Annotated in this window: 19 protein-coding genes and 4 tRNA genes; 9 read left to right on the top strand and 14 right to left on the bottom strand. The window is 61.7% G+C overall.

Features of this window, described 5'->3' with window-relative positions:
- Nucleotides 1-43: 43 nt before the first annotated feature.
- Nucleotides 44-589, bottom strand: a complete 546-nt coding sequence (locus tag JV201_RS20475) for a TetR/AcrR family transcriptional regulator (protein ID WP_032898567.1) — start codon at nucleotides 587-589, stop codon at nucleotides 44-46.
- Nucleotides 590-680: 91 nt separating this feature from the next.
- Between JV201_RS20475 and JV201_RS20470 the strand changes: the two genes are divergently transcribed.
- The 4 genes from JV201_RS20470 (at nucleotide 681) to JV201_RS20455 (ending at nucleotide 5432) form a co-directional block, all read left to right on the top strand.
- Nucleotides 681-1874: an MFS transporter gene (locus JV201_RS20470; protein WP_003212382.1), complete on the top strand. Its 1194-nt coding sequence runs from the start codon at nucleotides 681-683 to the stop codon at nucleotides 1872-1874.
- 41 nt (nucleotides 1875-1915) lie between these two features.
- The gene (locus JV201_RS20465) at nucleotides 1916-2227 is read left to right on the top strand and encodes a hypothetical protein (RefSeq protein WP_003212380.1); all 312 of its coding nucleotides are present in this window, start codon (nucleotides 1916-1918) and stop codon (nucleotides 2225-2227) included.
- Between the two features lie 106 nt (nucleotides 2228-2333).
- A complete protein-coding gene (locus tag JV201_RS20460) occupies nucleotides 2334-3488 on the top strand; it encodes a TDT family transporter (protein ID WP_008430443.1) in 1155 nt (384 codons plus the stop codon).
- Nucleotides 3489-3557: 69 nt separating this feature from the next.
- Nucleotides 3558-5432 carry an MFS transporter gene (locus tag JV201_RS20455; RefSeq protein ID WP_003212372.1) on the top strand — a complete coding sequence of 625 codons (1875 nt, stop codon included), beginning with the start codon at nucleotides 3558-3560 and terminating at the stop codon, nucleotides 5430-5432.
- Between the two features lie 102 nt (nucleotides 5433-5534).
- On the opposite strand, the gene sugE is transcribed toward JV201_RS20455, so the two are convergent.
- From sugE to rdgC, 3 genes are all read right to left on the bottom strand, one after another.
- Nucleotides 5535-5849, bottom strand: a complete 315-nt coding sequence (gene sugE, locus JV201_RS20450) for a quaternary ammonium compound efflux SMR transporter SugE (RefSeq protein WP_003190128.1) — start codon at nucleotides 5847-5849, stop codon at nucleotides 5535-5537.
- Nucleotides 5850-5956: 107 nt separating this feature from the next.
- Nucleotides 5957-6922 (bottom strand): bile acid:sodium symporter family protein, encoded by a 966-nt coding sequence (locus JV201_RS20445; protein ID WP_008430453.1) that lies wholly within the window; start codon nucleotides 6920-6922, stop codon nucleotides 5957-5959.
- A gap of 155 nt (nucleotides 6923-7077) precedes the next feature.
- On the bottom strand, nucleotides 7078-7998 hold the full coding sequence (gene rdgC, locus JV201_RS20440; RefSeq protein WP_008430455.1) for a recombination-associated protein RdgC: 921 nt from the start codon (nucleotides 7996-7998) through the stop codon (nucleotides 7078-7080).
- 161 nt (nucleotides 7999-8159) lie between these two features.
- Here rdgC and JV201_RS20435 point away from each other — a divergent pair.
- Nucleotides 8160-8235 (top strand) — tRNA-Val (locus JV201_RS20435).
- A 19-nt stretch (nucleotides 8236-8254) separates the two neighbouring features.
- Nucleotides 8255-8331: transfer RNA gene (locus tag JV201_RS20430), tRNA-Asp, on the top strand.
- 147 nt (nucleotides 8332-8478) lie between these two features.
- On the opposite strand, the gene JV201_RS20425 is transcribed toward JV201_RS20430, so the two are convergent.
- The 3 genes from JV201_RS20425 to JV201_RS20415 form a co-directional block, all read right to left on the bottom strand.
- Complete coding sequence (locus JV201_RS20425; protein WP_219405984.1) at nucleotides 8479-10902, bottom strand: TonB-dependent siderophore receptor; 2424 nt, start codon at nucleotides 10900-10902, stop codon at nucleotides 8479-8481.
- A gap of 77 nt (nucleotides 10903-10979) precedes the next feature.
- Nucleotides 10980-11960, bottom strand: a complete 981-nt coding sequence (locus tag JV201_RS20420) for a FecR family protein (RefSeq protein ID WP_177010111.1) — start codon at nucleotides 11958-11960, stop codon at nucleotides 10980-10982.
- Nucleotides 11961-11967: 7 nt separating this feature from the next.
- Entirely contained in the window at nucleotides 11968-12486 is a 519-nt protein-coding gene (locus JV201_RS20415) for a sigma-70 family RNA polymerase sigma factor (RefSeq protein ID WP_008430460.1), read from the bottom strand.
- A gap of 201 nt (nucleotides 12487-12687) precedes the next feature.
- On the opposite strand from JV201_RS20415, the gene JV201_RS20410 reads away from it, so the two are divergent.
- Nucleotides 12688-12763 (top strand) — tRNA-Val (locus JV201_RS20410).
- Nucleotides 12764-12782: 19 nt separating this feature from the next.
- Nucleotides 12783-12859, top strand: a tRNA-Asp gene (locus JV201_RS20405).
- A 79-nt stretch (nucleotides 12860-12938) separates the two neighbouring features.
- Here JV201_RS20405 and JV201_RS20400 read toward each other — a convergent pair.
- Nucleotides 12939-14453 carry an MFS transporter gene (locus tag JV201_RS20400; protein WP_219405983.1) on the bottom strand — a complete coding sequence of 505 codons (1515 nt, stop codon included), beginning with the start codon at nucleotides 14451-14453 and terminating at the stop codon, nucleotides 12939-12941.
- A 105-nt stretch (nucleotides 14454-14558) separates the two neighbouring features.
- Between JV201_RS20400 and JV201_RS20395 the strand changes: the two genes are divergently transcribed.
- Nucleotides 14559-15482 (top strand): LysR family transcriptional regulator, encoded by a 924-nt coding sequence (locus tag JV201_RS20395; protein ID WP_219405982.1) that lies wholly within the window; start codon nucleotides 14559-14561, stop codon nucleotides 15480-15482.
- Here the strand turns inward: JV201_RS20395 and JV201_RS20390 are convergent.
- The 6 genes from JV201_RS20390 to kdpF form a co-directional block, all read right to left on the bottom strand.
- Nucleotides 15442-16134, bottom strand: a complete 693-nt coding sequence (locus JV201_RS20390) for a response regulator (RefSeq protein WP_003219430.1) — start codon at nucleotides 16132-16134, stop codon at nucleotides 15442-15444. The genes JV201_RS20395 and JV201_RS20390 overlap by 41 nt on opposite strands.
- Entirely contained in the window at nucleotides 16131-18782 is a 2652-nt protein-coding gene (locus JV201_RS20385; protein ID WP_219405981.1) for a sensor histidine kinase KdpD, read from the bottom strand. The genes JV201_RS20390 and JV201_RS20385 overlap by 4 nt, the downstream gene beginning before the upstream one ends.
- Nucleotides 18783-18911: 129 nt before the next feature.
- Nucleotides 18912-20984, bottom strand: a complete 2073-nt coding sequence (gene kdpB, locus JV201_RS20380; RefSeq protein ID WP_219405980.1) for a potassium-transporting ATPase subunit KdpB — start codon at nucleotides 20982-20984, stop codon at nucleotides 18912-18914.
- 11 nt (nucleotides 20985-20995) lie between these two features.
- On the bottom strand, nucleotides 20996-21655 hold the full coding sequence (gene kdpC / locus JV201_RS20375) for a K(+)-transporting ATPase subunit C (RefSeq protein ID WP_177069393.1): 660 nt from the start codon (nucleotides 21653-21655) through the stop codon (nucleotides 20996-20998).
- 10 nt (nucleotides 21656-21665) lie between these two features.
- A complete protein-coding gene (gene kdpA / locus JV201_RS20370; protein WP_177010104.1) occupies nucleotides 21666-23372 on the bottom strand; it encodes a potassium-transporting ATPase subunit KdpA in 1707 nt (568 codons plus the stop codon).
- A gap of 108 nt (nucleotides 23373-23480) precedes the next feature.
- Nucleotides 23481-23579: a K(+)-transporting ATPase subunit F gene (kdpF, locus tag JV201_RS20365; protein ID WP_003219423.1), complete on the bottom strand. Its 99-nt coding sequence runs from the start codon at nucleotides 23577-23579 to the stop codon at nucleotides 23481-23483.
- Nucleotides 23580-24140: the final 561 nt, after the last annotated feature.

Here is a 24140-nt window from a genome sequence, read left to right as displayed (position 1 = left end):
AACGGATATACACCCAAACCCAAACCCAAACCCAAAAACCACCTCACCCCCGCAAAGCCAACTCAATCAACTCATGCAGCTCCTCAACCTCCAACGGTACAGTAGAAAACAAACTGCGAAACACGGTTGGCGCAACAATCAAATTGATCAGCCGATCCACGCTGGGAAGTGTCCCGGCGTCGTCGGTGTACCGATCCAGGATCGTCTCCAACTGCCCGGTGAGAATCCCCACGCAATACCCCGGCGCCTGACTGCATTGCACATCACGCATCATCTCGCGGCCAAGGTCCGAGCTCATCTCATCGCGGTATTGCTCACCCCAGGCCCGCAGGTCTCCGCGCAGGCTGCCGGTATCAGCCGGCTCACTGTCCGGGCGCAGACGGGCCATCGCAACATCGGCCAGCAGCGCCGCCAAGTCACCCCAGCGCCGGTAGATGGTCGAAGGCGTCACTCCGGCGCGCGTGGCTATCTGCGGCACGGTCACGCTGGAACGGTCCTGCTCTTCGAGCAATTCACGCACCGCCGAATGCACTGATTCCTGGACCCGGGCACTACGGCCCCCCGGGCGGAGGCCTTCTTTTATCGCCATGCGTAAAACCTTAACACAAAGAATTTGCTTTAAGCGCCATCCGGTAGCACACTCCGCAAAAGCAAAATATTAGCTTTAGCGGAGCGTGCCCATGTCCAGCGTTACTTCTCATCGTTCCAGCCTGGTGTTTCTGGCGATCACCTTGCTGACGTTTCTCGCCGCCTCCAGCGCGCCGACCCCGTTGTACCACCTCTATCAAGAGGGCCTGCACTTTTCGGCGGCGATGTTGACCCTGGTATTTGGCATTTACGCCTTGAGCCTGCTGGCTGCATTGCTGACCGTGGGTTCACTGTCGGACCACCTGGGGCGCAAGCCGGTAATTTTTGCCGCGCTGCTCCTCGATATGCTGGCGATGCTGCTGTTTATCAATGCCGACAGCGTCGGCTGGCTGATTGCCGCCCGCACGGTACAAGGCTTTGCCACCGGCATGGCCACCGCCGTACTGGGCGCCGCATTGCTCGACACCGACCGCCAGCAAGGCCCGCTGATCAACAGCGTAGCGCCTTTGCTGGGCATGGCCTGCGGGGCCATGGGCTGCAGCCTGCTGGTGGAGTTCGCGCCGATGCCGACCACGTTGATTTACTGGACCCTGCTCGGGTTGATGATCCTGCAGGCATTGTACGTCTGGCGCCTGCCGGAGACAGTCAGCCGGATTCCGGGGGCCCTGGCCTCGCTATGGCCCACCTTGCATGTACCGCCCCAGGCCCGACGCGCCTTGTGGATCTCGTTGCCGGTAGACGTAGCCGTATGGGCCATGGGCGGTTTTTATCTGTCCCTGGCGCCCTCGCTGGTGCGGGCGGCGACCGGGTCCACCTCGAACCTGATCGGCGGCGGGCTGGTGGCGGTGTTGACGCTGAGCGGTGCGGTGATGATTTTCAGCCTGCGCAACCGCCCGGCGGACAAAGTCCTGCGGTTGGGCGCCGTGCTGCTGGCGGTGGGTGTTGCGCTGATCCTCACGGCCGTCCACAGCGCCAGCCTGCCGCTGTTCTTCATTGCCACGCTGATCGCCGGCGGTGGTTTTGGCTCGGGATTCCTCGGTGCGCTGCGCAGTGTTTTGCCGTTGGCCTTGCCCCATGAGCGGGCGGGCTTGATGTCGGCGTTCTATGTGCTGAGTTACCTGGCGTTCTGTGTGCCGTCGCTGTTGGCGGGCAACTTGACGCGCACCTTCGGTTTGATCGCCACCACCGACGGTTATGGCGTGGTGCTGATCGTATTGGCACTCGGCGCGTTGGTGGCGTTGCTAATGCAGGATTTGGCGAAGAGCAGGGCGACGGCGGGTAATTGATTCGGTAATAATTCGTCACCCTTACGCCTTGGGATTCACCCATGAAGATCATCCGCAGCAAAGAATTCACCGGCAGCCGCGCCTGGGAGGCGCTGGACATCGCCAATATGAACGGCATCACCACCCGTTTGCATTGGACCGACCAGCCGTATCGCTGGCACGTGAATGACGGCGAAGAGGTGTTCGTGGTGCTTGATGGCCAGGTGCAGATGCACTATCGCGAAAACGGCAGCGAACAGATGGCCTTGCTTCAGGTAGGCGACATCTTCTACGCCAGTGTCGGCACCGAGCATGTGGCCCATCCACAGGGCCCCGCACGGATTCTGGTGATTGAAACCGAAGGCAGCGTTTAATCACATATCTACAAAACAGATAACAGTTAGAGATATTACCCGTTATATAGATATTCGATTCGGTTCTACCATGGTCTCAACCTCATGCGAGGAAGAGGACTACACCATGACTTGCCCGAATACGCTTCACAGCAGCTTGAAACCCTTCAGTCACCTGACCCGTCCCCGGGAAGTGATTCGCCAGTTCACCCCCAACTGGTTTGCCGCCACCATGGGCACCGGGGTGCTGGCGTTGGCGCTGGCGCAATTGCCGGTCAACCTGGCGGGGCTGCACGCCGTGGCCGAAGGGCTGTGGCTGTTTACCATCGGCCTGTTTGTGCTGTTCAGCGTGCTGTATGCGGCGCGCTGGGTGATGTTTTTCCACGAGGCCCGGCGCATTTTCGGGCACTCCACGGTGTCGATGTTCTTCGGCACCATCCCCATGGGCCTGGCGACCATTATCAACGGCTTCCTGCTGTTTGGCGTGCCGCGCTGGGGGGATGGCGTGGTGCAACTGGCCGAGGTGCTGTGGTGGCTCGACGTCGCGATGGCCCTGGCCTGCGGGGTGCTGATCCCGTTCATGATGTTCACCCGTCAGGAACACAGTATCGACCAGATGACTGCCGTGTGGCTGTTGCCGGTGGTGGCCGCGGAAGTCGCCGCCGCCAGCGGTGGCCTGCTGGCGCCGCACCTGGCCGACGCCCATTCGCAACTGGTGATGCTGGTGACCAGCTACGTGCTGTGGGCGTTTTCCCTGCCGGTGGCGTTCAGCATCCTGACCATCCTGATGCTGCGCATGGCCCTGCATAAACTGCCACACGCCAATATGGCCGCGTCGAGCTGGCTGGCTCTCGGTCCCATCGGCACCGGTGCCCTGGGCATGCTGGTACTGGGCGGTGATGCACCTGCCATCTTTGCCGCCAACGGTCTGCCCGGCGTCGGTGAGATGGCCAACGGCATCGGCCTGGTCGCAGGCATCACCCTGTGGGGCTTCGGCTTGTGGTGGATGCTGATCGCGGTGCTGATCACCCTGCGTTACCTGCGGGCCGGTATTCCGTTCAACCTTGGCTGGTGGGGATTCACCTTCCCGTTGGGCGTGTACTCGCTGGCCACGCTGAAACTGGCGAGCACCTTGCACCTGGGTTTTTTCAGCATCGTTGGTTGCGTGTTGGTGGCGGCGCTGGCGCTGATGTGGCTGATTGTCGCCAAGCGCACGGTGCAGGGCGCCTATAAAGGCGAGCTTTTTGTATCGCCGTGCATTGCAGGACTAGCGAATAAGTAAGCAGGATTAGGTAAAGTCGTGGCCTGGAAAAACCAATAACAGCCTTCAGGCCACGCAGGAACACGGACGATGAGCCACCCCTCGCAATTCACTTTGCTGCGCAAACGGCGTTTCCTGCCGTTCTTCATTACCCAGTCCCTTGGTGCGTTCAACGACAATATATTCAAGCAGTCGTTGATCCTGGCGATTCTCTACAAGCTGACCATCGAGGGCGACCGCTCGATCTGGGTCAATCTCTGCGCGTTGCTGTTTATCCTGCCGTTCTTCCTGTTCTCGGCCCTGGCCGGGCAATTTGGCGAGAAGTTCAACAAGGACGCGCTGATCCGGGTGATCAAGATCGGCGAAATCGTGATCATGTCCGTGGGCGCGGTGGGTTTCATGTTCAACCACCTGGAGCTGATGCTGCTGGCGCTGTTTGCCATGGGCACGCACTCGGCGCTGTTCGGGCCGGTGAAGTACTCGATCATGCCCCAGGCCCTGCACGAAGATGAGCTGGTGGGCGGCAATGGCCTGGTGGAAATGGGCACGTTCCTCGCGATCCTCGCGGGCACCATTGGCGCCGGGATCATGATGTCGTCCACCCATTACGCGCCGGTGGTCTCGACGGCCATCGTCGGCATTGCGGTGCTGGGCTACCTGGCCAGCCGCAGCATTCCGCGCGCGGCGGCGTCCAGCCCCGAGATGCGCCTGAACTGGAATATCTTCAGTCAGTCCTGGGCCACCTTGAAGCTCGGCCTGGGGCAGACACCGGCGGTGTCGCGCTCGATTGTCGGCAACTCGTGGTTCTGGTTTGTCGGCGCGATCTACCTGACGCAAATCCCGGCCTACGCCAAGGAATGGATGTACGGCGACGAGACGGTGGTAACGCTGATCCTCACGGTGTTCTCGGTGGGCATCGCACTGGGTTCGATGCTGTGCGAAAAGCTCTCCGGGCGCAAAGTCGAGATCGGCCTGGTGCCGTTCGGCTCGTTCGGTTTGACCGTGTTCGGCCTGCTGCTGTGGTGGCATTCCGGCGGCTTCCCACAGAACGTCCAGGCCAACGACTGGATCGCCGTGCTGAGTTACGGCCAGGCGTGGTGGGTGTTGTTCGATATCCTCGGCCTTGGCGTATTCGGCGGCTTCTATATCGTGCCGCTGTACGCGTTGATTCAGTCGCGTACCGCCGAGAACGAGCGGGCGCGGGTGATCGCGGCCAACAACATTCTCAATGCGCTGTTCATGGTGGTCTCGGCGATCGTCTCGATCCTGCTGCTGAGCGTGGCCAAGCTGTCGATTCCCGAGCTGTTCCTGGTGGTGTCGCTGCTGAACATCGCGGTCAACACCTACATCTTCAAGATCGTGCCCGAGTTCACCATGCGTTTCATGATCTGGCTGCTCAGCCATTCCATGTACCGCGTCGAGCACAAGAACCTCGAGCTGATCCCAGACGAGGGCGCGGCGTTGCTGGTGTGCAATCACGTGTCGTTTGTCGATGCGCTGTTGATTGCCGGTTCGGTGCGTCGGCCGATTCGTTTTGTCATGTACTACAAGATCTACAACCTGCCGGTTTTGAACTTTATCTTCCGCACTGCCGGGGCGATTCCGATTGCCGGGCGGCATGAGGACATCCAGATCTACGAAAAGGCCTTCCAGCGGATTGCCCACTACCTTAAGGACGGCGAGCTGGTGTGCATCTTCCCGGAAGGAAAATTGACCTCCGATGGCGAGATGAACGAGTTCAGAAGCGGCGTGACGCGGATTCTTGGAGAGACGCCGGTGCCGGTGATTCCGATGGCGTTGCAGGGGTTGTGGGGGAGTTTCTTCAGTCGCGATCCGAACAAGGGCTTCTTCCACCGGATCTGGTCGCGAGTGACCCTGGTGGCCGGCGCGCCGGTGACGGTGGAGGCGGCGACGCCCGAGGCGTTGCATGGGGTGGTGGGGGAATTGCGCGGGAGTGTCAGGTAGTTTTTGGGTGTATTTGAGGGCCTCTTCGCGAGCAAGCCCGCTCCCACACTTGGAATGCATTCCAAATGTGGGAGCGGGCTTGCTCGCGAAGGCGGTAGTGGCCTAAGCGCTGATCTTGAGCCCAATAAGCCCGCAGATAATCAACGCCACACTGGCCAGTCGAAACAGCGCCATGGACTCCCCGAACAGGATAATCCCGGCAATCACCGTGCCCACTGCACCGACTCCGGTCCAGATGGCATAGGCGGTGCCCAGCGGCAGTTCCTTCATGGCCAACCCCAGCAACCCGAGGCTGACGGCCATGGCGGCAATCGTCAGGGCCGTGGGCAGTGGCTTGCTGAAACCGTCGGTGTATTTCAGTCCGACGGCCCAGCCGACTTCAAACAGTCCGGCAAAAAACAGAATGATCCAGGACATGATGACCTCCCTTCTTAGAAGTGGGGTCGTCCCCGGATTAAGCGCTTGATTGCGTCGCAGGGTCGTCCCCGCGAAGCCCGGTAGATTGCCGAATATTGATCAGGTGATCAAGTTTCGGACTTGCCCGCCAACAATTCGCGGTCTTCCTTTTCGCTCATCCGCCGGAAGTACGTAGCCAGGAGTGCCCCGGAAATATTGTGCCAGACGCTGAACAGCGCACTCGGCACCGCCGCCAGCGGCGAGAAATGCGCACTTGCCAGTGCGGCGCCCAAGCCGGAGTTCTGCATGCCCACTTCCAGCGACAGGGATTTGCGTTGTGCCAGCGGCAGCCCGAACACACGGCCGGTGAAATAGCCCAGCAGGAAGCCAAAGGTGTTATGCAGGATCACCACCGCCATGATCAGCAGGCCCGACTCGGCAATCTTCGCCTGGCTGGCCGCCACCACGGCGGCGACGATCGCCACGATGCTGACCACCGACACCAGCGGCAACACCTCGACCGCATGCCGTACCCGGGTACCCAGCAAGCGCTGCGCCAACACACCGAGCACGATCGGCAACAGCACCACTTGCAGGATCGACCAGAACAACTCCATGAACGACACCGGCAACCAGGCCGAGGCCAGCAGCCAGATCAGCGCGGGCGTCAGCAGCGGAGCGAGGAGGGTGGTGACGGCGGCAATGGCCACCGACAGGGCCAGGTCGCCTCGGGCCAGCCAGGTCATGACGTTGGACGACGTGCCGCTCGGGCAGCAGCCGACGAGGATCACACCGACGGCAATTTCCGGTGGCAGGTGAAAGACCTGGCACAACAGCCAGGCCACGCCGGGCATGATCACGAAATGCGCGACCACACCCAATGCCACGCGCCACGGATGGCGCGCGACTTCAGCGAAATCTTCAAGTTTGAGGGTCAGCCCCATGCCGAACATCACCAGGCCCAACAGCGGCACGATGGCGCCTTTGAGGCCGAGAAACCAGGCGGGTTGCAGGAACGCAACCACGGCAAAAATCAGCACCCAGTAGGCGAAGGTATTGCCGACGAAACGGCTCAAGGCGGCGAGTGCACGCATGGGGTTGGTCCTTGTTATTCGATTTTGGAAGTGCGCATGCGATCAAATGTGGGAGCGGGCTTGCTCGCGAATGCGGTGTGTCAGCCAGGAAGATATCAACTGAAAGGACGCATTCGCGAGCAAGCCCGCTCCCACATTTTGATCTTCACAAGGCTTTAGATACCTTGTGGGGTTTCTTCGCCACCCAGTGCCTCAACCAACGCCGGCAGGAAGTCGCCAAACGTCAGCATCATCAGGGTAAAGCTAGCGTCCTGCTGGCCCAGTGCTTCGTCGCCGCCGTCCTGTTCCGCCTGATCCTGCAGCAGGTCTTCGAACTTCAGGCGCTTGACGGTCATTTTGTCGTCCAGCATGAAGGACAGCTTGTCCTGCCAAGCCAGGGACAACTGGGTCACGACTTTGCCGGTGGTCAGGTGCAGTTGGATCTCTTCGCCGGTCAGGTCCTGGCGTTTGCAGCGCACGATGCCGCCGTCTTCGTGGGTGTCGCGCAGTTCGCATTCGTCGAGGACGAAGAAGTCATCGGCCGGTTTCTGGGTGGTGACCCAGTCGGTCATGATGGCGGTTGGCGCGGTTTTCACGGTCAGCGGACGTACCGGCAGGGTGCCGATCACTTCACGCAGGGTGGACAGCAGGTCTTCGGCACGTTTCGGGCTGGCGGAGTTCACCAGGATCAGGCCTTGTTTCGGCGCGATGGCGGCGAAGGTCGACGAGCGACGGATGAACGCGCGCGGCAGGAAGGCCTGGATGATTTCATCCTTGATCTGGTCGCGTTCCTTTTTGTAGACCTTGCGCATTTGCTCGGCTTCGATCTCTTCGACCTTTTCCTTCACCGCATCACGCACCACGCTACCCGGCAGGATACGTTCTTCCTTGCGCGCAGCGATCAGCAGGAAATCACCGCTGACGTGCACCAGTGGCGCGTCTTCGCCTTTACCGAAAGGGGCGACGAAACCGTAAGTGGTCAATTCCTGGCTTGCACAAGGGCGCGCCAGTTTGGTGGCCAGTGCAGTTTCCAACGCCTCGGCATCAACAGGCAGATCTTGGGTCAGGCGATAGATAAGCAGGTTTTTGAACCACATGGGGTGAGTCTCTCCTTATATACAAAGGGGGGCATTATTCTCCTCATGGCGTCATAGGCCAACCCTCGCTAAGCCATTGGAAGGCCTGAAAAAAATTATTTAAGAAAGTGCTTGCCAGACCATGGGTCGCTCCGTAGAATGCGCGCCACACCGAAAGTGAAGGGTGATTAGCTCAGCTGGGAGAGCGTCTGCCTTACAAGCAGAATGTCGGCGGTTCGATCCCGTCATCACCCACCATTCGCTTTATGTGTTACGCGCAGCGGTAGTTCAGTCGGTTAGAATACCGGCCTGTCACGCCGGGGGTCGCGGGTTCGAGTCCCGTCCGCTGCGCCATATTCGGTCACCTGGAACGCTGAACGCCAGGTACCACAGGAAGCCCGCTCATTGAGCGGGCTTTTTGCTGTCTGGGGTTTGCTAAAAACACCAGTCAGAAAAACGCCCCCGATCATGTACCGTGATCGGGGGCGTTTTTAATTGGGTTCAGAAATCCCAGCGGGTGGTGACCATAAAGTTGCGCGGCTCACCATAAGCGGCGGAGTTATAGAAGCCGATGTTGGTGTAGTAGGACTTGTCGAAGATGTTGTTGACGTTCAGCGTCGCCGACACGTTCTTGGTGATCTGGTAACGGGTCATCAAGTCCACCAGCCAGTACGCCTCCTGGGAGAACTCTTCATAACCGCCATGGGGGGTGTTGTAGATGTCCTGCCAGCCCACGCTTTGCCAGCGCACGCCACCGCCGACGGTCAGCTTGTCCAGGTCGCCTTTGAGCTTATAAGTGGTGTACAGCTTGACCTGGTCTTCGGGCTCGAACGTGGAAATCTTCTGGTCCTGGTCGTCACGCACCACCTTGTGGGTGTAGCCGGCCTGAATCTGCCAGCCCGGGCTCAACTCGCCGGACACTTCAAGCTCGTAGCCCTTGGTGACGGCCTTGGTGCCTTTGTAGGCATAGTTCTGCGGTGTAGGTTTCAGGTTGTTGTAGTCGTCGTCGGAAACGGCGCGGTTGTTTTCATGGACCTCGAAGTACGCTGCGCTGGCGTTCAGGCGTCCGTCGAAGAAATCAGCCTTCATGCCCAGCTCGTAGTTTTGGCCTTCGTCCGGCTCAAGCAACTGGTTTTGCCGGTCGCGGTTGTAGTTCTCCTGGGGCATGAAGATATCGGTGTAGCTGGCGTAGACCGAGTAGGTTTCATCCAGGTCATACACCACGCCGACATACGGTACGAAGCGTCCGGTCTCGCGGTAGGACGGGTTATTGCCGGTCAGGTGGTAATTGACCACGCGGCCACCGAGCAGCAGCTTCAGGTCATCGGCCAGGTTCAGGCGTGTGGTCATGTAGGCGCCGGTCTGGCGAATGGTGTCGTCGATGTATTGCTGCGGCGCGCCCCAGTAAGGTTGGGGGGCGTGGCCGTGCCAGTTATTGAAGTCGACGAGGTTGGGGGCGAGGTTCCAGTAGCCCTTGCCGTTCCAGTCCGAAATGCCGATGGAGCCCCCCACCACCAGTTCATGCTCACGGCCGCCCAGGCTGAAGGGGCCGCTTGCGTACAGGTCGGCGGAGTCGCTGACGGTTTCCCCGGTGTATTTTTGCGAAGTGACATGTGCGGTGCCGTCTGCACGGGGCTCGTCACCCTGAATCGAAGCCATCAGTGCATGGTAGCCGTTGATCTTGTGGTCCAGTTGCAGTTTGGTCACCCAGCCGTTGCCGAGGTCATGTTCAAGCATGGCGAAGGCGGTACGGGTGTATTGCTCCCAACTGCTCCAGTTGGCCGCGTTGTTGAACGAGCGCTTTACGCTATTGCGATCGCCATTGGCGTTGATCAGCGGAAAACTGCCGGACCAGCTCGAGGCGGTGGGCAGGCTGTCCTGATAGTCGCCGCCCACGGTCAGCATCGTGTCGGGGGACAGGTCGAATTCCATGATGCCGTAGTACACCGGGCTTTTGCGCGAGTAACGGTCCATGAACGAGCGCTTGTCCTGATACGCCGCGACGGCCCGGCCACGGACGTTGCCGCTCTCGGTCATCGGGCCGCTGACGTCCAGTTCGCTGCGGTAGTTGTCCCAGGAGCCCGCGCCGAGGCTGGCATGGCCCTGGAAGTCAGCCGTGGGTTTCTTGCGCACCAGGTTGATCGTGGCACCCAATGAGCCGGCACCCGTGAGCAGGCCGGTGGCGCCTTTAAGCACTTCGACCCGATCATAGATCGCCATGTCGCTCAGGGTATTGCCCGCCGAATAGGCGACGTTGCGCGCGGTGGAAGGAATGCCGTCGTACTGGAAGTTATTGATGGAGAAACCGCGGGCGTAGTAGTTGGTGCGGTCGGTGTCGAAGGCCGACACGGTGATGCCCGGGGTGTGGCGCATCACGTCGTCGACGTTGTTCAGGCCGAAATCATCCATGTGTTTGCGGGTGACGACGGTCACCGATTGCGGGGTTTCCTTGGGGGTCAGCACCAGCCGCGTCGCAGTCGCGATGCTGCCTGGAGTGTAGGAATCAGTCCCTTCAGTAACGTTGCCCAACTGGTTGGAGCTGACCTGGGTCGGGCCTAGTTCCATGGCGTCGGTGGCCGCAGGGTCAGCTTCGAGCGCGTACACCTGATTACCTTTGATCACGCGGTAGCCGCTGCCCTGTAACAGCCTGCCGAACCCTGCGTCCACGCTATAAGTGCCTTTCAGCCCCGGCCCATTCAGCCCCTGCAGGTTCTGGGACTGGAACACGATAGCCACGCCCGCTTGCTGGGCGAACTGGTTAAGTGTGGCGCCCAGCGGCCCGGCAGGTATGTCGTAGGCTTGGGCCGCGACGGCTACCGTTTCGGCCTGGGCCAAGTGGGTATTGAGCAGCGTCGTCGCGAGCAGTGTGAGGGTCAGCGGCGCGCTGCTCAGCAGGCGTCTGCGAGGCTTGGAAGGGAAGGGCATGGTGAGGGCAGTCCTTTAGTCATCGGTATACCTTCCTTGACGGGCAACCCGAAAAAAAGCGGAAGCAATGCGAATAATTATTTTTTGCTCTCGGTATCCGGGCTGACAATTATCAGCCATGGGGTAAAGGTTTTCAGCGTGATCGGCAGGGTTTGAGCCAGCATCTGCAAGGTGCGGTCGGTGTCATCCAGGGGAAGTACGGCCGAGACCTTGAGACTGGCCAGTGCGGCGCGATCAAACTGCAAGCGGCCCGAACGGTGACGGGCGATCTCATCCAGCACTTCCGGCAACGGTCGGTTATCCACCACCAGTTGATGGCGGCGCCAGGCCCCATTGATGCTCGCCGTATCGATGCTGCCCGAGAGCCGCACGGCATCTTTGCTGAGTCGCGCCTGCGAGCCCGCATCAACTTCCAGTGTCTGCTGCCCGTTCGCGCTTTTTGCCGCCACGCGGGATTCGAGCATGCTCAGCACCGTAACGTCATCCTCGCGCCTGACCACAAATCGCGTACCCAGGGCGCGCAGGGTGCCTTGGGCGGTCTGCACCACAAATGGCCGTTCGCCATCGTGGGCCACTTCCACCAGGATCTCGCCTTGCAGCAATTCGATGCGGCGCTGCCGGCTGTCGAAATGCAGATTCGCCGCACTGATGCCGTTCAGGGTCAGCGTCGAGCCGTCCGCCAGCCGCAGGGTTTTCCATTCGCCGGGGCCGTTGTGCACATCGGCCATCCATTGTTGTGGATAAGGACTGTAGAGCAGCGCCATGGCGGGAAGGCCCAGGCTGCAGGCCAGTACCAACGCGCGGACGTAGTTTTTGCGCGCCTTCCCATGCCTGGGAAAGGCCGCACTCAAGGCCGCCCGGGCCGGTGCCTTTTGCCCGCGCAGGGCCTGCATCCGCGCAATCACATCTTCCATGCGCGCTGCTGATGCGGCGTGTTGCGGGCCTTGCTGCTTCCAGCGCTCGAACGCCTGGCGCTGGGCCTCGGTCAATTCACCTTCGTGCAGGCGAATCATCCATTCGGCGGCTTGTTCATCGATCTGTTGGCGGGAGTCGGGCATGCGCGGCTCAGATGTCCACGCTGTGGCTGCAATGCAGCAGGGCCTGGATCAGGTATTTGCGTACCGTACGTTCCGACAGCTTCAGTTGTCGGGCGATTTGCTGCTGGGTCAGGTCTTCGAGGTAATACAGCACAAACGCCTGGCGCATGTTGTCGTGCATGCCTTCCAGCATGAAGGCAATGTGCTCGAGGGCTTCCAGGGTGGTGTGGATCTGTTCGGGCGACTGGAAACCTTCCAGGGTTTCCACCGTCAGCATCAATTCCTGAAGGTAGGCGTGCTCAATCTGCTTGCGCCGTGCCTGGTCGATGATCAGCCGCCTGGCGGTGGTACTTAAATAGGCGCGGGGTTCGCGGATGGCGGTCACCGACTCGCGGGCGTGCAGAATCCGCGCGAAGGTGTCCTGCGCCACGTCGGCGGCGTTATGGGTACAGCCCAGTTTTCGGCGCAACCAAGTGAACAGCCAGCCGTGATGCTCGCTGTACAGCTCGGTAATCTCCCGTTGGAACGGCGGTTCACCCACAGACATAAGGCCCGGCCCAGGTGTTATTGAGAATAATTGTTAATTGTGGGGCCAAGGCTTGGGCAAACGCAATAGACTCGCGTTTGCACCCAAAGCGCCGGTTTTGCGGGGTGCGCGGGGTCGAAGACAAAATATTTTAAATAAATTGCATTTAAATCATGACATTACGGAAAAATGCTATAGAATGCGCCCCACACCGAAAGTGAAGGGTGATTAGCTCAGCTGGGAGAGCGTCTGCCTTACAAGCAGAATGTCGGCGGTTCGATCCCGTCATCACCCACCATTCGCTTTATGTGTTACGCGCAGCGGTAGTTCAGTCGGTTAGAATACCGGCCTGTCACGCCGGGGGTCGCGGGTTCGAGTCCCGTCCGCTGCGCCATATTCAGGTCACCTGGAACGCTGAACGCCAGGTACCACAGGAAGCCCGCTCATTGAGCGGGCTTTTTTGTGCCTGGGATTCAGCTCAACGACTGAATGCCCGGTTCGGTTTGCACGGGTGCAATGCTGTTTCGCCCCATGAAGGCCAGGACCACCAACGCCGTCAGCACGGTGAATCCCGCGAGCAGTTGCAGCAAGGTGTTGAACCCCGCGATGTAGGCGCTGCGCAGTGCTTCCGGCGGAAGGGCGGCCGAGGCCAGTTGCACGTTGCCCATGACCAGGCCTTGGGCAATCACTGACACGTCGGCCCCTGCGAGACCCTTCAGGTGATGTGCCACCAATGCGCCCAATACTGCCATCGTGATCGCCAGCGCCACGCCTTCACTGGCCACGCGGGTGGTGTTGAAAATCCCCGCCGCCATTCCCGCGCGCTCCTTGGGCACCACGCTGATCGCCAAACCATCCATCAAACCCCACGGCAGCCCGGTACCGATCCCGATGACCAGCATTGCGGCTATGGTCTGCGCAGGCTGGTTGGCCAGGCTTAATCCCCACAGGCCCACCGCCGCGATCAGCAAGCCAATGGCACACAACAGTCCTGCTGAGAGCCAGCGGGTCAGCGATGCGGCGATCATCGGCACCACCAGCATCGGTGCCGATAACGCGAGCATCATCAAACCCGCGTCCAGCGCGCTGGCGCCTTCCACACCGATAAACCGCAGGGGCAGCAACACGATCAGCACGATGTAGCAGTAACAGGTACCGATCGGCAGGAGCTGCACGCCAATAAAACGCGGGAAGCGAAACAGCCGCAGCTCCAGCATCGGTTGGCTGGAGCGGTTTTCGACGAGGATAAACACCAGCAAAAACACCGCCGCCGCGATCAGCAGGGCATCAACCAGCGGCGACGTCCAGCCGTGCTCCGGCGCGAGGATCACCGCCGTGGTCAGGGCTACCAGCATTGCGGAAAACGTCAGTACACCAGCGGTGTCCAGCCGCAGCGCTTGCGGGTCGCGGCTTTCACGCATTTTGGGCGCGGCAAACAGCAGCGAAATACCGGCCAATAATGCAGTGCCGAGAAAAATCGAGCGCCAGCCCCAGTGTTCGATCAGCACCCCCGACAGCAATGGCCCAAACGCCAGGCCTGCACCGAATGTGGTGCCCAGCAAGCTGAAGGCGCGGGTACGGGCGTGCCCGTCGAACTCCTGGGCCAGCGCCGCACAGCCACTGGCCAATGCCGTAGCCGCCGCGACGCCCTGCACACCACGCAACACATCCAGCCAGAAAATCCCCGGTGCCACTGCCAGCAGCAAGGAGACCACGGTAAACAGCGCCATGCCCCACAAGAAAAGACGCTTTCTCCCATAGAGGTCGGCGAGGGTGCCGGCGGCCATCAACAGGCTGCCGAAACTCAGCATGAATGCGTTGGTGATCCACGCCAGCTGGCTGGGCTGGGCGGCAAATGCCTGGCCGATAAAGGGCGTGGCGACGGCGCCGCCGGTAAAGCTCATGGGCAATACCAGGGCGGCCAGGCAAATGGCCGCCAGGATGGAATATCGGCCATGGGCGGGCGCAGATTCGGTTGTAGTGGTCATAGGGGCATTCCCGCGAGTTTGAAGATTAAAAGACTCTAATCAGGATGCAATCGCGGATAAACTGGCTTACATTCCGTTCATAACGGACTGGATGGATGCAATGACGTGACCGATAACCTGAGCGGCGTGATCGCCTTCGTGAAAACGGCAGAGGCCCTGAGCTTCACCGGCGCGGCCCGGGCGATGGGGATTTCCGCTTCGGCGGTGGGCAAGAATGTCGCCAAGCTTGAGGCGTCACTGAATGTGCGGCTGTTGCACCGCAGTACGCGCAAGGTCAGCCTCACCGCCGAAGGCCAATTGTTCTACGAGCGCAGTCGGAAAATTCTCGACGACCTGCAAGACGCCCGCGCCATGCTTTCCCATGCGATGCAGGCACCCCGGGGCAAACTGCGGGTCAGCCTGCCCACCATCGGTTATCGCTTTCTCTTTCCGCACATGATGGCGTTCCGCAAAGCCTACCCCGAGATCGAGCTGGAGCTGGATTTCAACGATCATCTGGTGGACGTGATCGAGGAGGGCTTCGACGTGGTCATCCGCAGCGGTGGCCTGGCGGATTCGACCCTGATGGCCCGCAAGCTGGGGCCGTTCAGGTTTGTGCTGTGTGCATCGCCCGAGTACCTGCGGGCCAACGGTCGGCCAGAAACCCTGAGCGAACTGGAGCATCACCCGTGCTTGCGTTACCGCTTCGCCACCACCGGCAAAATCATGGATTGGACCTTGTCCGCCAACCCGGCCATCACCCAATTGCGCCTGCCCACCGCGCTGACCCTGAACAACATGGAGGCCATGCTCCGGGCCGCGATGGACGGCCATGGGATTGCCTACGTGCCAGACTTCCTGGCCCGCGAAGCACTCGCCCAGGGCCAGCTGGAAACCGTGCTCGACGGCCATTCCGATGACCAGGGCCAGTTCTGGGCCCTGTGGCCATCCAGCCGGCACCTCTCGCCGAAAATTCGCGTGTTTGTCGACTTCGCCGCCGCGCACCTGTTCACAAGCCTACCAACCGGTAGCCCACCTGCAACTCGGTGATGAAGTACTGCGGCTGGGCCGGGTCCGCCTCCAGCTTCTGCCGCAGGTGCGCCATGTGCACCCGCAGGTAGTGGGCGCGGTCCACGTAATCCAGGCCCCACACCTCGAGCAATAATTGCCGATGGGTCAGCACCCGGCTCTGCCCGCGAATCATCGCGCACAGCAGGCGGTATTCGATGGGCGTCAGGTGCACCGGAAGGCCTTGGCGCCACACTTCATGGGTCGCCAGGTCCACCTCGATATCGCCAAACGCCACCTTGCTGGTGGCCGCCACGGTGCCGGTCTGCCCATGACGGCGCAGTTGCGCACGGATGCGCGCGAGCAACTCGGGTACGCCGAAGGGTTTGGTCAGGTAGTCATCGGCGCCGGCGTCCAGGGCGGCGACTTTTTCCTCTTCGCGATCCCGCGCCGACAACACCAGGATCGGCACCGCCAGCCATCCCCGCAGCTCGCTGATCAGCTGTTTGCCGTCGCCGTCCGGCAGGCCGAGGTCGACGATCACCAGGTCCGGCTGACGGCTGGAAGCGTGGATCAACGCGCGTTTGACGCTGTCGGCCTCGAACACCTGGAAGCCCTCATCCTGCAGGGCGATGCCGACAAAACGGCGGATGTTGGCCTCGTCTTCAACAATCAGAATGCGTGCAGTGCTCATAGGGCGTCCATTGGGGGCGGAGTACCCGCCGGTAAAGTGATGACGAAATGCATGCCGCGCTCGCTGCCGGGTCTGGCTTCGATGCGCCCGCCGTGGGCTTCGACGATGCGCTTGGCCAGGGCCAGGCCCAGGCCGATTCCGGCGACCGAGGATTCCTGCTGGCCACGGGCAAACGGTTCGAACAGATTGGCCGGCGCGCTGCCCGGGCCGGTGTCGCTGACTTCCAGCAGGATGCTGTCGGAAACGGAACGGGCGGTAACGGTGATGACCGTGCCAGGCGGGGTGTATTTGGCGGCGTTGTCCAGCAGGTTGACCAGCACCCGTTCGATCAGCAGCGCGTCGACTTCCACCAGCGGTAATTGAGGGTCCAGCGTCGTGTTCACCACATGCCGGGCCAGTGGTTCACGCAACTGGCGCAGGGCGCTGCCGACGATTTCTTCCAGCAGATGCCATTGCCGGTTGAGTCGCACACCGCGCTCCTGCATGCGGGCCATGTCCAGCAGGTTTTCGATCAGGCGTTGCATCGAAGTCGCCTGCTCATGAATACCGTGCAGCAACGCGGTCAGCGGCCCCGGCGGCGCATGGGGCAGGGCGGTATCGGCCGCGCCGATCAGGGTGGTCAAGGGCGTGCGCAGGTCGTGGGAAATCGCCGCGAGCAAGGTGTTGCGCATTTTCTCGCCTTCCATCTGCACCATCGTGCTTTGCGCCACTTCGACGAAGTGCACGCGCTCCAAGGCAATCGCCAATTGGCTCATGCAGGCTTCCAGCAGGCGGCGCTCTTCGGGCTCGTTGAGGCGTTCGCTTTGCGCCAGTTCCAGCACCAGCACACCGCGCACGCGCATCGGCGCCTTGAGCGGCAGGTAGCAGCCCTTGGCGGCGGACAAGGTGTCGGTGCCCTGGCCGGCGGACTGGCCGTGGTCGTAGGTCCATTGGGCGATGCTGTCGTCGATCGGCAGCCCGCCCGCGCCCACGCTGTGCACGCCGTCCGCGGCGTCCGGCAAGGCCAGGCCGACCCGCGCCTCGAACACGCCGCTGAAGGTGCGCAGCGCCACTTCGCTGATCTGCTCCACGGTCAACGCGGCCGACAGGTCCCGGGCCAGACGCGCCAGGGAAGTAGCGCGGCGTTCCCGGGCAGCGGCGGTGCGCGCTTCGTGGCGCAGGCGGGCGGTGAGTTGCCCGGTGATCAGGGCGATGCCGAGCATCAGCGCGAAGGTGAAGAAATACTGGGTGTCGTTGACGGTAAACGAGTAGCGCGGCTGGACGAAAAAGAAGTCGAAACACAGCACCGCGAGCATCGCTGCCCACACGCCGGGGCCGCGTCCAAACCGCAGGGCCACCAGCACCACCGTGAGCAGGAACAGCATCACCACGTTGGCCAGGTCGAACACTTGCAGCAGCAGCGCGGCGATGGCGCTGGCGGTGAAACAGGCGAGTGTGGACCAGAGGTAGGCCAGGGTTCTGCCGGGCGCTGGCGTAGGTTTTTCAATGGCAGGAACAGTGCCCGGCAGTACGCCATGGGCGATCACGATCTGGTCGATCTGCGGATGGTGCCGGCTGATCCGGTCGCCCACCGACTGGTGCCAGAACCGCCATGCCCGGCGCGGATGATGGCCGAGCACCAGGCGATTGGCGTTGTGTTCCCGGGCACAGGCGGCCAGTGCTTCGGCGACGTCCATGCCCGGTAGCGTAGCGGTGTCGGCGCCGAATTCGCTGGCCAGGGCCAGGGTTTTCATTGCTGTGAGATAACGCTTGGCGCCGCGGCCCTGGGCTGCCGTGACGTGCACCACGATCCAGTCCGCCTCGAGCTTTTGCGCCAGGCGCGCGGCTTCTCGCACCAGGCGTTCATCACCGGCGTCACCGGCCACGCCTACCAGCAATCGCTCGCGGGCGGGCCACAGGGTCTTGATCGACTGTTCGCGACGGTACACGCGCATCTGCGTGTCGACCCGGTCGGCGGTGCGGCGCAGGGTCAGTTCCCGCAGGGCGAGCAGGTTGCCCTTGCGGAAAAAGTGCCGCGAGGCGCGCTCGGCCTGGGGCCCCAGGTACACCTTGCCGTCCTTCAAGCGTTGCAGCAGATCATCCGGCGGCAGGTCCACGACGACCACTTCGTGGGCATTGTCGAACACGTGGTCCGGTACGGTTTCCCGCACGCGAATGCCGATGATCCCACTCACCAGATCGTTAAGGCTTTCCAGGTGCTGGACGTTGAGGGTGGTCCACACGTCGATGCCGGCGCTGAGCAGTTCTTCCACGTCTTGCCAGCGTTTCGGGTGGCGCGAGCCGGGCACGTTGCTGTGGGCCAGTTCATCCACCAGCAGCACGGCGGGATGGCGTTGCAGGGCCGCGTCGAGGTCGAATTCGGTGAGGGTGAAATCGTGATGCAGGCGGTGGGCGCGGGGCAGTTGTTCGAGGCCGTTGAGCAGGTTGGCGGTTTCCTGGCGGCCGTGGGTTTCCACCACGCCGGCGAGTACGTCGCGCCCCAGGCTGACTTCCCGTTGCGCCGCGTCAAGCATGGCGCAGGTCTTGCCCACCCCGGCGTTGGAGCCGAAGTAGATACGCAGTTTGCCGCGCAAGGCGGCCTGTTCTTCCTGCTGGACTCGGGCGAGAAGGGCGTCGGGGTCGGGGCGTTCTTCGTTTAATGCGGGCATGTCATTCCTGGTCAATGCGGTTCAATTGTGGGAGCGGGCTTGCTCGCGAAAGCGGTGTGTCAGTGACAGTCGAGTTGGCTGACACTCCGTATTCGCGAGCAAGCCCGCTCCCACATTGGGTTTGCGGTGCTACACGAGACCCAGCCCGGTCAGCACCAGGTCAATCAGCTTGATCCCGGCAAACGGCACCAGCACCCCGCCCAGGCCATAGATCAGCAGGTTGCGATTGAGCAATGCCGCCGCGCCAATCGCCCGGTACGTCACGCCGCGCAGGGCCAACGGAATCAGCGCCACGATGATCAACGCGTTGAAAATCACCGCACTGAGGATCGCCGAGTTGGGACTGCTCAGGTGCATCACGTTCAACGCACCGAGTTGCGGATAGGTCGCGACAAACGCCGCCGGGATGATCGCGAAATATTTCGCCACGTCATTCGCCACGCTGAAGGTGGTGAGTGCGCCACGGGTCATCAGCATTTGTTTGCCCACCTCGACCACTTCGATCAGCTTGGTCGGGTTGCTGTCGAGGTCGACCATGTTGCCGGCCTCTTTCGCTGCCTGGGTGCCGCTGTTCATCGCCACCGCCACGTCGGCCTGGGCCAGCGCCGGGGCGTCGTTGGTGCCGTCGCCGGTCATGGCCACAAGCTTGCCCTGGGCCTGGTAGTCGCGGATCAGCTGCAGCTTGTCTTCCGGGCGCGCCTCGGCGAGGAAGTCATCCACGCCGGCTTCCACCGCAATCGCGGCGGCGGTCAGGCGGTTGTCGCCGGTGATCATCACGGTCTTGATGCCCATGCGCCGCAATTCGGCGAAGCGCTCCTTGATGCCGCCCTTGACCACGTCCTTGAGCTCCACCACGCCGAGTGCTTTGGCCCCGTCCGAGACCACCAGCGGGGTGCTGCCGCGTCGGGATACTTCGTCGACCTTGGCCTGCAATGCAGCCGGAAAGCTCCCGCCGAGTGCTTCGATATGACTGCGGATCGCATCCGCTGCACCCTTGCGAATACCGCGGCCTTCGGGCAGGTCGACGCCGCTCATGCGGGTCTGTGCAGTGAAGTGCACAAAGCTTGCGCCGAGGGCGTTGATGTCCCGCGCGCGGATGTCGAACTTCTGCTTGGCCAGCACCACGATGCTGCGGCCTTCCGGGGTTTCGTCGGCCAGGGACGCCAGTTGCGCCGCGTCGGCCAGTTCAGCTTCCTTGACCCCCGGTGCCGGCAGGAAACTGCTGGCCTGGCGATTGCCCAACGTGATGGTGCCGGTCTTGTCCAACAGCAACACGTCGATGTCACCCGCCGCCTCAACGGCGCGGCCGGAGGTGGCGATCACATTAGCCGACATCATGCGGCTCATGCCCGCCACGCCGATGGCCGAGAGCAGGCCGCCGATGGTGGTGGGAATCAGGCACACCAGCAACGCCACCAGCACCGTGGCGCTGATCACGTTGCCATTGCCACTCATGGCCACGGCAAAGATCGAGTACGGGCTCAGCGTGGCGATCACCAGCAGGAACAACAGGGTCAGGCCCACCAGCAAAATTGTCAGGGCGACTTCGTTGGGCGTTTTCTGACGCTTGGCGGATTCGACCATCGAGATCATGCGGTCGAGGAACGACTCGCCCGGGTTGACGCTGATGCGCACCACCAGCCAGTCCGACAGCACCCGCGTGCCGCCGGTGACCGAGGAAAAGTCGCCGCCGGCCTCGCGAATCACCGGTGCCGATTCGCCGGTGATTGCGCTTTCATCCACCGAGGCCACGCCTTCGATCACCACGCCGTCCAGCGGCACCAGGTCGCCGGCTTCGATCAACACCACCTGGTCTTTGCGCAACAGCGTGGCTTCGGTCGGCAGCCATGCGGCGCCGTGTTTGGGTTGTTGCAGCAACTTGGCCAGGGTCTGGCGCTTCATCCCGCGCAGGCTGGCGGCCTGGGCACGGCTGCGGCCTTCGGCCAGGGCCTCGGCAAAGTTGGCGAACAGCACGGTAAACCACAGCCACAAACAGATGCTGAGGATAAAGCCGCTGGGCGCTTCACCCTGGCCACCCAAGGACTGGAACCACAGCAGCGTGGTGAGGAGGCTGCCCAGGTACACGACGAACATCACCGGGTTTTTCCACTGCGCCTGGGGCAGCAGTTTCTTGAACGCATCCCCGCAGGCGGTGAGCACGATGGCGCGATCAAACAGAGGTAAACGAGCATTCTTGATCATGGGGGAATCTCTTACTCACTGGCCGCAATGGGGGGCTGGCGCAGAGGCAGACGGGCGTCCAGCGCGAGGTTGAGTTGCAGCACATTGACTCGTGGTTCGCCGAGCAAACCGAGGGTGCGGGCAGCGGTGTTTTCGTTCACCAGTTGCAGCAGTTCGGCTTCGGGGATCTGTCGCAGGCGGGCGACCCGGGCCAGCTGGATGCGTGCGTTGGCCACGGAGATATGCGGGTCCAGGCCGGAGGCGGAAGCGGTGACCGCATCCACCGGCACCTGGGCGTCGGCGGCGAGGCCGTTGTCCTGGCGGTAGGCTTTAACCCGGGCCGCGACCTGGTCCACCAGTTTCTGGCTGGTAGGGCCCAGGTTGCTGGCGCCGCTGGAACCGGCGTTGTACGGCTGGGAGACACTTTTGCTCGGGTCTTGCGGGTCGGTACCGAGGGTCATGCTCGGGCGGCCGTGGAAGTAGCCGGGCCTGGTAAAGTCCTGGCCGATCAACGCCGAGCCGATCACCAATCCGTCGCGTTCAATCAGCGAGCCCTGGGCCTGGAACGGGAACAGCAACTGCGCGGCAAAGGTGGTGAAGACCGGGTAGGCGAGGCCGGTCAGCGCCATGAAAAACACTGCCGAAACCAGCACCGGGCGCAACAGCCCTTTGAATATCGATTGAGTCGTCATCAACGTGTCCTTAGTTGTACGTCTGGCCGGACAGCAACTGCAGTTGCTCCACCAGCGGGCCGAGCGCGAGCGCCGGCAGGAAAGTCAGGCCGCCCACCACCAGCACCACAAACACCACCAGCACCATGAACAGCGGGGTTGCGGTGGGGATGGTGCCGGCGCCGGCAGGCACGGTCTTTTTCATCGCCAGGGAACCGGCCACGGCGAGCATCGGCAGCATGGTGAAGAAGCGCCCGACCAGCATCGCGAGGCCAATGGTGGTGTTGAAGAAAGGCGTGTTGGCGTTCAGCCCGGCGAACGCCGAACCGTTGTTGGCGGTGCCCGAGGTGTAGGCGTAGAGCACCTCGCTGAAACCGTGGGGGCCGAGGTTATTCAGGCTGGCCATGGTGTCGGGCCACAGGGCGGCGAGGGCGGTGAAACCGAGGATGCTGATGGGGTGCGCGAGCACCGAGAGCATCACCAGTTTTATCTCCCGAGCCTCGATCTTCTTGCCGAGGAATTCCGGGCTGCGGCCGATCATCATGCCCACCAGGAACACCGTCAGCAGCGCGTACTGGATCAGGTTGATAAAGCCCACGCCGTCGCCGCCGAACACGCAGTTGAGCATCATCTGCGCCAGGGGCACGAAGCCGCCCATGGGGGTCAATGAGTCATGCATCGCGTTGACCGAGCCGGTGGTGGCCGCGGTGGTGGTGGCGATAAACAGGCTGCTGTCGGCAATGCCGAAGCGCAGTTCCTTGCCTTCCATATTGCCGCCGCTTTGTTCGATGGACAGCGTCTGGTTGGCACCGGCCTGGGTCAGCAGCGGGTTGCCGTTTTGCTCGGCGCCGTACACCAGCGCGAGAAAGCCTAAGAACATCACCAGGAAGGTGCCGAAAAACACCCAGCCCTGACGGCGTTGGAGCAGCATGCTGCCGAAGGTGTAGGTCAGCGCCGACGGGATCAGCAACATGCTGAGGATGTGCAGGGCGTTGGTCAGCGGGGTCGGGTTTTCGAACGGGTGCGCGGCGTTCATGCTGAAGAAGCCGCCGCCGTTGGTGCCGATATGCTTGATCGATTCAAAGCTCGCCACGGCGCCGACAATCAGTTGTTGCTGCGCGCCTTCCAGGGTGGTGGCCAGGGCTTGGGAGGAAAAGGTCTGCGGCATGCCTTGCCACACATACACCAGGGCCATGCCCACGCACAGCGGCAGCATCACGCGGTACAGGGTGCGAGTGAAGTCGACCCAGAAGTTGCCGATATCCGCCGAGCTTGAGCGACTCAGGCCACGGATAAAACCGGCTGCGGCGACCACGCCCGAGGTGGCGCCGACGAACATCAGGAAGGTGATTACTGCCATCTGGCTGAAGTTCGACAGGCTGGTTTCGCCCGAGTACGCCTGCCAGTTGGTGTTGGTGATAAAGGAAGCGGCGGTATTGAACGCCAGGTCCGGGGTTTGTGCGGCCAGCCCGAGTGGGTTGATCGGCATAACGGCCTGTAACCGCAGGATGAGATAGCCGAGCAGCATCATCGCGGCGTTCGACAGCAACAGGGCCGAACCGTAGCGGGCCCAGCTCATGGTTTCCAGCGGGTCGATGCCCAGCAAGCGATAGGTATAACGTTCCGGCAGGGCGTGGCGGGTTCCGGTAAACACCCGGGTCAGCCACTTGCCCATCAGCACGGCGAGCCCGGTCATCAACCCCAGGACCAGCGCAAATTCCAGCAAAGTGCTTAGCATGTCGAGGCTCCGTTCAAATCTTGCCCATGGCGACAATGGCCATGGTTGTCGCGGCGAAAAACACCAGGGAGAGGCCTACAAAAATCATGTCGTACATGGTGGGGCTCCCTAGAACTTTTCGGCGCGAATGAGGGCGTAGCCCAGATAAGCGAACAGCCCGACGGCGCATAGGCCGCTGGCGATATAGATGAACTTGAGTGTGAGCACGGTGGAACTCCCCTGATTAATAAGCCGCGATTGCGGACGCGGGGAGGTTAAGAGGTTGGGTATCAAGTTCGGGCACTGATTGCGGGTTTGGGTATTAAGACGGTGTATAGAGGACGGTGGGGTGGGCGAACGGAAAAAAGGGATAACCCGGGGGCGGGGTATCCCTTGAAGCACTGGGGTTTTGCTGCTTTTGATGATCAGCTTATTTGGCTTTCTTTTTCTTTGATTCGCGGGTGGCGAGTTGTTCGAAGCAAAACGCGGCGGCGCCGAACAGGGCGATCATTGAGAGGACGATCATGCCTAACGTTGAACTTTCCACGATGACTTCCTGCGGGGGTTATTGGGGTGGAGGTCACAGTAGTGGAGGGGGGATTAGTTGCTCAATAGAGACGACTTAAACGTTACGGCTGGGGGTGAATCTATACGGGTTCTTTACGTTGATGTTGGGTGTATATCCGTTTTTTAGGTAACGGCTACTTATGGTTTCGCTCTTACAGCGAGTCACTTTGCAAAAGCGGCAAAGTAACCAAAGCGCTCTGCCCCGCCTGTCGGCGCCTCGCT

Origin of the sequence: Pseudomonas sp. Colony2, assembly GCF_019382755.1 — a bacterium.
In the GTDB taxonomy this organism is placed as follows: domain Bacteria; phylum Pseudomonadota; class Gammaproteobacteria; order Pseudomonadales; family Pseudomonadaceae; genus Aquipseudomonas.
This window is presented reverse-complemented; position numbering and strand designations above follow the sequence as displayed.